The sequence below is a fragment of the Angustibacter speluncae genome, from assembly GCF_054777815.1.
On sequence record NZ_BAAHAF010000087.1, the window covers coordinates 1 to 11,643 of the forward strand.

Consider the following 11,643-nt stretch of genomic DNA (forward strand, 5'->3'; position numbering starts at 1 on the left):
GACGGCCGGGCGGGTCGTGCGGCCGGCGCAGTCGGCGCGGCCGGTGCGGTCTGCGCCGGCTGGGGGGACGCCGCGGGCGGGTCGGCGGGGCGCCGGACCGGGCGGGTGGGGCGTGGGCTCACGCGTCGTCCCCCCGGTCACCCTCGGCCGGGTCGGGCCCTGATCCGTCGGCCGGCTCCCGGTCGGCGAGCAGCGCGAGCACCTCGCGTCCGATCATGGTGACGTCGCCCGCGCCGATCGTGAGCACGAGATCGCCTCTGCCCGACCGCGACACGACCTCCGCCGGGACGGCCGACCAGCTGGGCACGTACGCGACCCGCTCGGCCGGCAGCGCGACCTGGTCGGCGACGAGCGCTCCCGTCACGCCGGGCACGGGGTCCTCGCGGGCGGCGTAGACGTCCATGACGACGACCTCGTCGGCGTCCGACAGCGCGCGGGCGAAGTCGGCGGCGAAGTCGAGGGTGCGGCTGTACAGGTGCGGCTGGAACACCACGACGAGGCGCCCGGCCCCGGCGACCTGGCGCCCGGTGGCGACCGCGGCCGCCACCTTCGCGGGGTTGTGGGCGTAGTCGTCGTAGACGCGCACGCCGCCGGCCTCGCCGCGGGCCTCGAACCGGCGGCGGCTCCCGGTGAAGCCGGCCAGCCCCTCGACCGCCGCGCGCGGCTCGACGCCCAGCACCCGGGCGGCGGCGTAGGCGCCCGCCGCGTTCAGCACGTTGTGCGCGCCCGGCACCCGCAGCTGCAGCGGGGTGCGGACGACCTCGTCGGGCGACGACCCGGTGCGGTCGGCGAGCACGCAGGTGCTGGTGCCCTCGACCAGGCGCACGTCCTCGACCCGCACGTCGGCGTCCTCGGCGGTGCCGTAGGTGACGACGGGGCGCCCGAGCCCGCGGTGGCGTCCGGCGAGCGCCGCCGACCCGGGGTCGTCGGCGCAGGCGACGAGCGTGCCACCCGGTCCGAGCCGGTCGGCGAACGCCTCGAAGGCGAGCACGACGTTCTCGGCGGTGCCGTGGTGGTCGAGGTGGTCGGGCTGGACGTTGGTGACCACGGACACCGCGGGCGTGTAGACCAGGAACGAGGAGTCGGACTCGTCGGCCTCGGCGACGAAGACCTCGCCCGACCCCGCGTGGCCGTTGGTGCCCGCGCCGACCAGCTCGCCGCCGAGCGCGAACGAGGGGTCGAGCCCGGCGTGCTGCAGCAGCACGGTGAGCATCGACGAGGTCGTGGTCTTGCCGTTCGTGCCGGCCACCGCCACGGCGCGCGACCCGAGCAGCAGCGCCTGCAGCGCCTGCGAGCGGTGCAGCACGGTGAGGCCGAGCTCGGCGGCCCGCACCAGCTCGACGTTGTCCGCGCGGATCGCCGACGACGCGACGACGGTGCGGACGCCGTCGAGCCGAGCGGCGTCGAAGCCGACCTCGGCCCGGCCGCCCACGGCGCGCAGCGCGGCGAGCACCGGCAGGTCCTTGGCGTCGCTGCCCGAGACCTGCAGCCCGCGAGCCAGCATGATGCGGGCGATGCCGCTCATGCCGATGCCGCCGATGCCCACCAGGTGCACCGGCGACAGCTCGTCGGCGGGTGGCACCTCCCGGGTGAGGTCGAGGCCGGTCACCGGCCCTCCCCCGCGGCACGGACCACCAGGTCGGCGAGCCGCTCGTCGGCGTCGGTGACGGCGGACGCGCGCGCGACCTCGCCCATCCGCGCCAGCCGCTCGGCGTCCGCGGCCAGGGGCACCAGGTGCGCGCGCAACCAGTCGGGGGTCAGGTCGGCGTTGTCGACGAGCAGGCCGCCGCCCGCCCGCACCACGGGCGCCGCGTTCAGCCGCTGCTCGCCGTTGCCGATCGCCAGCGGGACGTACACCGCGGGGAGCCCCACCGTGGTGACCTCGCAGACCGTGCTCGCGCCGGCCCGGCACAGCACCAGGTCGGCAGCGGCGTAGGCCAGGTCCATCCGGTCGGTGAACTCGAGGGCCGCGTAGCGCGCCGGACCGGTGCCTGCCGCGACCTCGACGGCCTTGCCCGCCCCGGTGAGGTGCACGACGTCGACGCCGGCCGCGAGCAGGTGGGGGACGACCTCGACCACGGCCTCGTTGAGCCGCTGCGCACCGAGCGAGCCGCCGGTGACGAGCAGCGTGGGCCGGTCGCCGTCGAGCCCGAGGTGTCTGCGCGCCTCCCCCCGCACGGCCGCGCGGTCGAGCCGCGAGATCTCGCGCCGCAGCGGCATCCCGACCCGCACGGCGTGCGGCAGCGGCGTCCCGGCGAAGGTGACGGCGACGTGGCGGGTCAGCCGCGCGCCGAGGCGGTTCGCGATGCCCGGTCGGGCGTTCTGCTCGTGCACGACGACCGGCACGCCCAGGCGGCGGGCCGCGAGGTACGCGGGCGGGCTGACGTACCCGCCCATGCCGACGACCACGTCGGCCTCGGCCGCCCGGATCACGCCGGCCGCGGCGTCGACGGCGCCCTTGAGGCGTCCCGGGACGCGCAGCAGGTCGGCCGAGACCCGGCGCGGGAGCGGCACCTTGGCGATGGTGCGCAGCGCGTACCCGCGCTGCGGGACCAGCCGGGCCTCCAGCCCCTCGGCGGTGCCCAGGGCGGTGACGCGGGTGCCGGGGTCGCGGCGCACCAGCGCGTCGGCGAGCGCGAGCATCGGGCTGACGTGCCCCGCCGTCCCCCCGCCCGCGAGCACGACCGAGAGCGGCTCGCGGCCGCTCACCGGCGCTCCCGCCGCTCGGCGGCCGACCCCGCCCACCCGCGCGAGCCCACGACGGCGAGCGAGCGGCGCACCAGGGCGGCGCGCGCGGCCAGGGCGTCGTCGGCGCCGGGCTCGCGGCGCGCGAACGACAGCACGACCCCGAGCGCGGCGAGGGTCGTGATGAGCGCGGAGCCGCCGCTGGACACCAGCGGCAGCGGCACGCCGATGACCGGGAGCAGCCCGAGCACGACGGCGATGTTCACCAGCCCCTGGCCGACGACCCAGGCGAGCACGCCGGTGGTGGCGACCTTCACGAAGACGTCGTCGTGGCGCAGGATCACGCGCAGCCCGGCGACGGCGACCACGCCCAGCAGGAACAGGACGACGAGCGTGCCCGGCAGGCCGAGCTCCTCGCCGATGATCGCGTAGATGAAGTCGTTGTGGGCCTCGGGCAGCCACGACCACTTCTCGCGGCTCGCCCCCAGCCCGACGCCCCACCAGCCGCCGGACGCGAGCGCCCAGGTGCCGTGGGTCGACTGCCAGCAGGTGCCGAACTTGTCGGCGCACTCGCCCGACAGCCAGGTGCCGACCCGCTCCATCCGGTTGCGGGAGGACAGCACCAGGACGGCCGCCACCGCCGCGCCGGCCAGGCCGGCGAGGGCGAGCAGCCGCATCCGCACGCCCGCGACGACCAGCATCGCGGCGACCACGATCATCATCACGGCCGCGGTGCCGAGGTCGTGCCCGAGCAGCACCAGGCCGAGCACCAGCCCGGCGACGAGCCCGACGGGCACCACCACGTGCTGCCACCGGTGCAGCAGCGGCGCCTTGCGGGCGAGCACCGCGGCGCACCACACGACCAGGGCGACCTTGGCGGCCTCGGACGGCTGCGCGCGCACGCCCGCGACCTCGATCCAGTTCAGGTTGCCCTTGACCGGGACGCCGAGCGGGGTGAAGACCAGCAGCTGGAAGACGACGGCGCCGATCACCAGCGGCCACGCCACGCGCTTCCAGAACGCGATCGAGCGGCGCGAGGCGACCCACAGGATCACCAGGCCGACGACGGCGAAGACCGCCTGCCGCCAGAACACCGAGAACGCCGACCCGCTCAGGGCGATCGACTCGACCGACGACGACGACAGCACCATCACCAGGCCGACGACGACCAGGGCGAGGGTGGCGCCGAGCAGCAGGTAGTAGCTGGTGGCCGGGGTCTCCCAGCGGGCGACGCGCTCGCCGAGGCGGGCGGCCAGCCCGCGGCGGGCGCCCGCGACCCCGGAGCCGGCGGCGGGCCGCGACGACACCCGCGGGCCGGCGCCGGGGGTGGTCGTGGCCATCAGCCGGCCCCCGGTCCGTCGTCCGGTCCGTCGTCCGGCCCGCCGTCCGCGGGACCGTCCTCGTCGAACAGCGCGTCGACCGCGGCGAGGTGCGCGCGCACCGCGTCGGCGAAGGCGTCGCCGCGGTGGCCGTACGAGACGAACTGGTCCATCGACGCCGCGGCGGGCGCGAGCAGCACGACGTCGCCGGTCCGGGCGAGCCGGGCGGCGTGGTCGACGGCGCGGGCCATCACGGTGTCGGCGACGGGCACGCCACCAGTCTCGGGGGCGGCGACCTCGTGGACGGGTACATCGGGCGCGTGTCGCGCGAGCGCCTCGCGCAGCGGCGAGCGGTCGACCCCGACGAGCACGACGGCTCTCAACCGAGAGGCGTTGCGGCGCACCAGGTCGGCGTAGTCGGCGCCCTTCGCCAGCCCTCCCGCGACCCACACCACGTGCTCGAACGCCGCGAGCGAGGCGGCCGCCGCGTGCGGGTTCGTGGCCTTGCTGTCGTCGACCCAGCGCACGCCGTCGCGGTCGGCGACGGTGGCGATGCGGTGCGGCTCGGGTCGCATCGCCCACAGGCCGTCGCGGACGGCGAGCGTCGAGACCCCGTGCGCCCGTGCGAGCGCCGCCGCGGCCAGGGCGTTCGCGATGGTGTGCGGCGCCACCACGCCCCCGCCCGCGTGCCGCAGGTCGTCGAGGGTGGCGAGCTCGACGGCGCTGGAACGCCGTTCGGCGAGGAAGGCCCGGTCGCACAGCACGTCGTCGACGACACCGAGCATCGACACGTCCGGGACGCCGGTGGTGAACCCGATCGCCCGGGCGCCGTCGACGACGTCGGCGTCGCGCACCATCTGCTCGGTCACGGGGTCCTGCACGTTGTAGACGCAGGCCCGCTCGGTCTGCGCGTACACCTTGGCCTTGGCGTCGCGGTACGCCTCGTACGAGCCGTGCCAGTCGACGTGGTCGGGCGCGAGGTTGAGGCAGGCGCTGGCCTGGGGGCGCAGCGAGTGCGACCAGTGCAGCTGGAAGCTCGACAGCTCGACGGCCAGGACGTCGTAGCCGCGCGGGTCGACGACGGCGTGCAGCAGCGGGGTGCCGACGTTGCCGACCGCGAGCGCACGCCGTCCGGACGCCAGCAGCATCGCCTCGAGCATCTTCACCGCGGTGGTCTTGCCGTTGGTGCCGGTGAGGGTGAGCCACGGAGCGGCGCCGGTGCTCGGCCGCAGCCGCCAGGCGAGCTCGACCTCGCCCCAGACGGGGACGCCGCGGTCGGCCGCCGCCGCGAGCAGCGGGGTCGACGGACGCCAGCCGGGCGAGGTGACCACCAGGTCGGGCCCCCGGCCCGCGACGTCGGGCAGCGACCCGGACGACCCTGGGCCGAGCACCGTGGTGCCGCCGAGCACGTCGACGAGCTCGGCGTCGCGCGCGATCGCCTCGCCGTGGCCGGGGTCGGCCGCCGTGCGGTCGTCGACGACGGTGACCGCGGCACCCCGCTGCAGCAGCGCGTCGGCGGCGGCGAACCCGGAGATCCCGAGGCCGGCCACGACGACCCGCAGCCCGCCCCAGTCGGCGTCGGCGTGCGTCAGGGTCGAGACGTCCCTCACTGCCGCTCCCTCACTGGGCGACGACCCACTCCGCGTAGAACAGCCCGAGACCGAGGGCGACGAACAGCCCGGCGACGATCCAGAACCGGATCACGATCGTCACCTCGGCCCACCCGGCGAGCTCGAAGTGGTGCTGCAGCGGCGTCATCCGGAACACCCGTCTGCGGGTGAGCTTGAACGAGGTGACCTGGATGATGACCGACAGCGTGATGAGCACGAACAGGCCGGCGAGCACGACGAGCAGCAGCTCGGTGCGGGTGGTGATCGCGAGGCCGGCGAGCGCGCCGCCGAGGGCCAGCGACCCGGTGTCGCCCATGAAGATCTTCGCCGGGGACGCGTTCCACCACAGGAAGCCGAAGCACGCGCCCATGAGGGCGGCGGCGACGACCGCGAGGTCGAGCGGGTCGCGCACCTCGTAGCAGTTGGGGCCCGCGACCGCGACGATCTGGCAGGACTGGCCGGACTGCCAGATGCCGATGAGGACGAACGCGCCGGCCACCATCGTGGTGGCGCCGGTGGCGAGGCCGTCGAGCCCGTCGGTGAGGTTCACGCCGTTGCTGCCCGCGGCGACGATCACCTGCGCCCAGACCACGAACAGCAGCAGCCCGATCACCGGCCCGGCGAACGCGAGGTCGAAGGCGGTGTCGCGGATGACGCTGATGCTCGTGGACGCGGGCGTGCGGTAGGCGTCGTTGGGGAACTGCAGCGCGGCGACCGCGAAGATCACCGCCACGACCGACTGCCCGATCAGCTTCGGCACCGAGCGCAGGCCGAGGCTGCGCTGCCGGGAGATCTTGATGAAGTCGTCGAGGAACCCGACGACGCCGAGGCCGGCCATGAGGAACAGCACCAGGACGCCGGACATCGTCGGGGGCGACCAGGTGGCCAGGTGCGCCCCCACGTACGCGACCAGCGTGGCCACGATGATGACCGCGCCGCCCATCGTGGGCGTCCCGCGCTTGGTGTGGTGCGTCGTCGGGCCGTCGTCGCGGATGAACTGGCCGTACCCGCGCTTGACGAGGAACCGGATGTAGAGCGGGGTGCCGAACAGCGAGAGCACCAGCGCGATGGCCGCCGAGGCCAGGACGGCCCTCACGGGCCGTCCTCGTCGCTGGTCCCGGGCACGGCGTCCAGGGTGGCAGGTGCGGGGCCGCCGTCGGCGGCGACACGCTCCCCCAGCCAGCGCAGGCCGCTGTCGCGGGACGACTTCAGCAGGACGACGTCGCCGGGGGCGAGCTCGCGGTGCAGCAGGTCGAAGGCGGCGTCGGCGTCGGGCACCCACACCGACTCCTCGCCCCACGAGCCCTCCATCACCGCGCCGGTGTGCACCGGCCGGGCGACCTCGCCGACGACGACGAGCCGCGAGACGTCGAGCCGGACGGCCAGCCGGCCGATCTCGTCGTGCAGGGCCACCGACTCGTCACCGAGCTCGAGCATCCCCCCGAGGACGGCCCAGGTGCGTGCACCCTCGCGCCGCATCGACACCAGGGCCTTGAGCGCCGCGCGCACCGACTCCGGGTTGGCGTTGTAGGCGTCGTTGACGACGGTGACGCCGTCGGGACGGTCGGTCACCTCCATCCGCCATCGGCTGGCCGCGCGCGCGGACGACAGCAGCGCGGCGACCCGCTCGACGTCGGCCCCGTGCACCCGGCCGACGAGGAGCGCGACGGCGGCGACCGCGAGCGCGTTGGCCACGTGGTGCTCGCCGTGCAGGCCGAGCCGGACCGGTGCGCTCCCCCGCGCCTCGTCGAGGTCGCTCACCAGCGTGAACGACGCACGGCCGCGCTCGTCGAGCACGACGTCGGTGGCGCGCACCTGCGCCCGCGGGTCGTCGCCGGTGCTGGTGCCGACGACGCGCGCACCCACGCGGTCGGCGTGCTCGCGCATCGCGGCGACACGGTGGTCGTCGAGGTTGAGCACGGCGACGCCGTCGGCCGTGAGCGCCTGCACCAGCTCGGACTTCGCCGCCTGGACGCCGTCGATCGAGTCGTACTCGCTCGCGTGCGCGTGCCCCACGTTCAGCACCACCGACACGTCCGGCGGCGCGATCGTCGTCAGGTAGGTGAGGTGCCCGAGCCCGCGGGCCCCCATCTCGACCACGAGCAGGCGGGTCGAGGGGTCGGTGCGGCAGACGGTGAGCGGCACGCCGATCTCGGAGTTGAACGACTCCTGCGCGGCGACCGTCGGCGCCAGGCCGCCGAGCACGTGGGCGAGCAGGTCCTTGGTGCTGGTCTTGCCCGACGACCCGGTGACGGCGACGACGGTGAGGTCGGGACCGGCGGCCTCGACGACGTCGCGGGCGAGCAGGCCGAAACCGGTCGCGGTGTCGTCGACCACGACCTGCACGAGCGGCGTCTCGACCTCGCGCTGCACCAGCGCGGCGACGGCGCCCGCCGCCGCGGCGGCGGCGACGTAGTCGTGGCCGTCGGCGTGCTCGCCGGGGCGCGCGACGTAGAGCCCGCCCGGGCCCGCGAGCCGCGAGTCGGTGACGACGGGACCGTCGACGACCAGCGCCTCGGCGTCGGCGGCCGACGTGCCGGGCGGCGGGACGAGGCGGCCGCCGGTGGCCGTCACCACCTCGTGCAGGGTGAGCGGGATCACGTGCCCACCCCCGCCGTGGCGAGCAGGTCGGCCAGCACGGTCCGGTCGTCGAAGGGGTGCACCGTGCCGGCGACCTCCTGGCCGGTCTCGTGGCCCTTGCCCGCGACGAGGACGGTGCTGCCCGGCACCTCGCCCGCGAGGCGCAGCGCGGTCGCCACCGCCTCGCGGCGGTCGCCGACCTCGGCCACGACGACCTCGCGGTCGCGCAGCCCGTCGGCGGCGGCCGCCGCCCCGCTCAGCACGGCGGCGCGGACGGCGGCAGGGTCCTCCGAGCGCGGGTTGTCGTCGGTGACGACCACGGCGTCGGCACCGAGGACGGCGGCCTCGCCCATGGCCGGCCGCTTGCCCGCGTCGCGGTCGCCCCCGGCGCCGAGCACGACGACGAGCCGACCGGCGGTGCGGCCGCGGAGCGCGCGGAGCGCCACGGCGACGGCCTCGGGGGTGTGCGCGTAGTCGACGACGGCCAGCGGCGCGTCCGGCGGGCCGGGCACGACCTCCATCCGGCCCGGGACGCCGGTCGCGGCCGCGAGGCCGTCGGCCACCTGCCCCTCGTCGAGCCCGGCCTCCCGCAGGACCAGCGCGGCGACCGCGGTGTTGGCGACGTTGAAGTCGCCCGGCAGCGGGCTGACCAGCGCGAGCCGGTGGCCGTCCGGCCCGAGCAGGACGAAGCGGGTGCCGACGCCGTCGTCGGCCGGGGCGAGCTCGACCGCGCGCCAGTCCGGCGCGGCACCGGCGCGGGTGAGCGCGGGGTCGTCGAGGGCGGGCGTCGCGACGGTGGTGACGGGCAGCCCGGCGGCTGCGGCGTCGGCGGCGACCCGGCGTCCCCACAGGTCGTCGACGCACACCACCGCGCGGCGGCTGCGCTGCGGGGTGAACAGGGAGGCCTTGGCCGCGTAGTAGTGCTCGAGGTCGGGGTGGAAGTCGAGGTGGTCCTGCGACAGGTTCGTGAAACCCGCGACGTCGTAACGGATCCCGTCGACCCGGTGCAGCGCCAGCGCGTGGCTCGACACCTCCATCGCGCAGGCCTGCACGCCCCGCTCGACCATCAGGGCGAGCAGCGCCTGCAGGTCGGTCGACTCGGGCGTCGTGCGCACGCTCGGCACCCGCTCGTCGCCGACCCGGGTCTCGACCGTGCCCACCAGACCGGTGCGCCGGCCGGCCGAGCGCAGCGCCGACTCCAGCAGGTAGCAGGTGGTGGTCTTGCCGTTCGTCCCCGTGATGCCGAGCAGCAGCAGCCGCTCGGCCGGGTGGCCGTGCACCGTGGCGGCGACGTGGCCGAGCACCGCGCGCGGGTCGTCGACGACCAGCACCGGCACCGGCCCCTCGGCGTCGACGAGCGCGCGGCCGACCGCGTCGGTGAGCACCGCCACCGCGCCCGCCGCGACCGCCTGCGCGGTGAAGGTCGCCCCGTGCGCGTTCGAGCCGGGCAGCGCCGCGTACAGGTCGCCGGGGCGGACGGCGCGCGAGTCGTGCGTGACGCCGGTGACCTCGACCCCGGCCGCGTCGTCGGGCACCGCGGGGGCGCCTGCCGACCGGGCCACCTCGGTCAGCGCGACCGGGACGGGCCGCGCGGGCCGCGGGGGTGGAGCAGGCACGGCGACGAGGCTACTCACTCCCACGTCAGGGGGTACGGGGTGGGAGTGGTGCCGGTCGGCGGGATGCCGAGGTCCTGCAGCGCGAACGACATGACGTCCTTGAACACGGGTGCGGCGACCGTGCCGCCGTAGTAGCCGTTGGTCGGACGCTGCACGGTGACGGCGATCACGACCTGCGGGTCGTCCGCCGGCGCCATGCCGATGAAGGAGCCGGTGTAGCCGCTGTAGCCGCCCGGGCTCGGCGCCTGCGCGGTGCCCGTCTTGCCCGCGATCCGGTAGCCGGGGATGGCCGCGTTGCCGCCGGTGCCCTCGTCGACGGCGCTCTCGAGCATCGTCCGCACCGCCTGGGCGGTCTCGGGACTGACGACCCGGGTGCCCTCGGCGACGGGCGCGCTGACGAACTCGCCGTCCGGGCCGGCGACGCCGTCGACCAGCCGCGGCTGCATCCGCACGCCGTCGTTCGCGATCGTCGCGAACACGTTGGCCGACTGCAGCGCGTTCACCGACACGCCCTGGCCGAACAGCACCGCGTACTGCTGGCGGCCGTCCCACTGGTCCGGCGGCGCCAGGATGCCCTTGGTCTCGCCGGGGTAGTCCAGGCCCGACTCCTGCCCGAGCCCGAAGCGCGACAGGTAGTCGTAGCGCTGCTCCTTGCTCAGCTGCATGCCCGCCTGCACGGTGCCGGTGTTCGACGACTCCGCGAGCACGCCCGCGAACGTGAGCTGCTGGCCGCCGTGGGGGTGGGAGTCCTTGAAGGTCTGCCCGTTCGGCGTCGTGTACTGGTACGGCACCTGGAACTGCGTGGTCGGCGTGACCAGGCCCTCCTCGATGACGGCCGCCGCGGTGACCACCTTGGAGGTCGAGCCGGGCTCGAAGACCACCTCGAGCGCCTTGGTCCCGCGCTGCTCGACCGGGGTCGCGCCGGGGTCGTTCGGGTCGACGCTCGGCGACTCGGCCACCGCGAGCAGGTTGCCGGTGCGGACGTCGATCGCGACCACGCTGCCCCACTCCGCGCCCGCCGCCTGCACCTGCGCGGTGATCGCCTGCTGGGCGTACCACTGCAGGTCGCGGTCGAGGGTCAGCCGGACGCTGCGGCCGTCGACCGCGGGCGTGTGGTCCATGTCGCCGGTCGGGATCATCTGCCCGTCGCGGCCGCGCTCGAAGTTGCGCGAGCCGTCGGTGCCCGCGAGCACGTCCTGCAGCATCCGCTCCAGGCCCGCCTGGCCCGTGCCCTCGGCGTCGGTGAAGCCGACCAGGTTGCCGGCCACCGCGCCCGCCGGGTACGTGCGCTGGCTCGTCCGCTCGCTGTACACGCCGGGGACGCGCAGCGCCTGCACCTCGCGCCACTGCTGCGGCGTCACGCCCTTGGCGACGTAGGAGAACCGGCGGTCGCCGTCGAGGGCGCTGCGCACCGCGGCGGGGTCCTGGCCGGTGATCGCCGCGATGTCTGCCGCCGCGCCGTCCAGACCGGTCTCGCCGGAGCCGTGCTCGCTGCCGGCGTACTGGTCGACCAGCGTCTGGTCGACCGTGATGGTGCGGCGCTCGACGTCGACGGCGAGCACGACGCCGTCGGCGTCGGTGATCTCGCCGCGGTGCGCCACCAGCGGCGTGGTGACCAGCCGGTTGCCGAGGGCGTCGGCGGCCAGCGACGACGCGTCCAGGCCCTGCATCTGCACCAGCCGGGCCGCGAACAGGCTGAGCACGACCAGCGTCAGCAGCACCATGCCGCGGGCGCGCCGGTCGTGGGTCGACGACCGCGGCGCGGGGCGTCCGCGGGCGCCCGGTGGCGGCGTGGTCGCCGGGCGCGCGGACACGCCGGGCGAGCGGGGACGC

The 11,643-nt window shown here is 75.9% G+C and carries 8 protein-coding genes; all 8 read right to left on the reverse strand.

Annotation, left to right across the window (positions count from 1 at the left end):
• Positions 1 to 118 precede the first annotated feature (118 nt).
• A complete protein-coding gene (gene murC, locus ACYVKY_RS11285) occupies positions 119 to 1,609 on the reverse strand; it encodes a UDP-N-acetylmuramate--L-alanine ligase (RefSeq protein ID WP_460435081.1) in 1,491 nt (496 codons plus the stop codon).
• Complete coding sequence (gene murG, locus ACYVKY_RS11290) at positions 1,606 to 2,709, reverse strand: UDP-N-acetylglucosamine--N-acetylmuramyl-(pentapeptide) pyrophosphoryl-undecaprenol N-acetylglucosamine transferase (RefSeq protein WP_460435082.1); 1,104 nt, start codon at positions 2,707 to 2,709, stop codon at positions 1,606 to 1,608. Before murG ends, murC begins: the two co-directional genes overlap by 4 nt.
• The gene (gene ftsW / locus ACYVKY_RS11295; protein WP_460435083.1) at positions 2,706 to 4,025 is read right to left on the reverse strand and encodes a peptidoglycan glycosyltransferase FtsW; all 1,320 of its coding nucleotides are present in this window, start codon (positions 4,023 to 4,025) and stop codon (positions 2,706 to 2,708) included. Before ftsW ends, murG begins: the two co-directional genes overlap by 4 nt.
• The gene (gene murD, locus ACYVKY_RS11300) at positions 4,025 to 5,614 is read right to left on the reverse strand and encodes a Mur ligase family protein (RefSeq protein WP_460435084.1); all 1,590 of its coding nucleotides are present in this window, start codon (positions 5,612 to 5,614) and stop codon (positions 4,025 to 4,027) included. Before murD ends, ftsW begins: the two co-directional genes overlap by 1 nt.
• A gap of 10 nt (positions 5,615 to 5,624) precedes the next feature.
• Positions 5,625 to 6,710: a phospho-N-acetylmuramoyl-pentapeptide-transferase gene (mraY, locus tag ACYVKY_RS11305; protein WP_460435085.1), complete on the reverse strand. Its 1,086-nt coding sequence runs from the start codon at positions 6,708 to 6,710 to the stop codon at positions 5,625 to 5,627.
• Positions 6,707 to 8,215 (reverse strand): UDP-N-acetylmuramoyl-tripeptide--D-alanyl-D-alanine ligase, encoded by a 1,509-nt coding sequence (locus ACYVKY_RS11310; RefSeq protein WP_460435086.1) that lies wholly within the window; start codon positions 8,213 to 8,215, stop codon positions 6,707 to 6,709. Before ACYVKY_RS11310 ends, mraY begins: the two co-directional genes overlap by 4 nt.
• Positions 8,212 to 9,810 carry a Mur ligase family protein gene (locus ACYVKY_RS11315; RefSeq protein WP_460435087.1) on the reverse strand — a complete coding sequence of 533 codons (1,599 nt, stop codon included), beginning with the start codon at positions 9,808 to 9,810 and terminating at the stop codon, positions 8,212 to 8,214. Before ACYVKY_RS11315 ends, ACYVKY_RS11310 begins: the two co-directional genes overlap by 4 nt.
• A 14-nt stretch (positions 9,811 to 9,824) precedes the next feature.
• The coding region (locus ACYVKY_RS11320; RefSeq protein ID WP_460435088.1) for a peptidoglycan D,D-transpeptidase FtsI family protein at positions 9,825 to 11,643 on the reverse strand (1,819 nt) is incomplete at its 5' end.

Bases quoted from the DNA above. Each gene is read 5' to 3' on its own strand.
- ftsW (WP_460435083.1), bottom strand. From the start codon at position 4,025: ATGGCCACGACCACCCCCGGCGCCGGCCCGCGGGTGTCGTCGCGGCCC.